Source organism: Campylobacter sp. RM5063, from assembly GCF_024723655.1.
Lineage (GTDB): Bacteria > Campylobacterota > Campylobacteria > Campylobacterales > Campylobacteraceae > Campylobacter_D > Campylobacter_D lari_D.
Window position 1 is genome coordinate 1 of record NZ_JANQDA010000072.1, and the last position, 415, is coordinate 415.

Annotated in this window: 1 protein-coding gene; it reads left to right on the forward strand. The window is 28.7% G+C overall.

Annotated features, from left to right (window positions below):
- Positions 1 to 234: 234 nt before the first annotated feature.
- On the forward strand, positions 235 to 415 hold a 181-nt coding region (locus tag CAMP5063_RS08420), incomplete at its 3' end, for a major outer membrane protein (RefSeq protein WP_337195171.1).

Here is a 415-nt window from a genome sequence, read left to right on the forward strand (position 1 = left end):
TCAGTTTCCAAACATTAACTATCAAAGAGCATAATTACATTTGTAAAAGCAAACATTCATAGATAACTCCTTAGTTTTTAAAGATCTAGTTTCAAACTAGATCTTTAAAGATAATTCAATCTATAAATACAACCCTTTAATATATTTTTATCGTTTTTATTTACTTTAAGAATTCTTATATAAAACTATGCTATAATACAAGCCATAGTTTTAATTTTAATAAGGAGAATTCTCATGAAACTAGTTAAACTTAGTTTAGTAGCAGCTTTAGCTGCAGGTGCTTTTTCAGCAGCTAACGCTGTTTCACTTGAAGAAGCTATAAAAGATGTTGATGTATCAGGAATGTTCAGATATAGATTTGAATCTGATAGATTAGATGATGGTTCCTCAACTACTGGCGGTTACAATAGCTCTA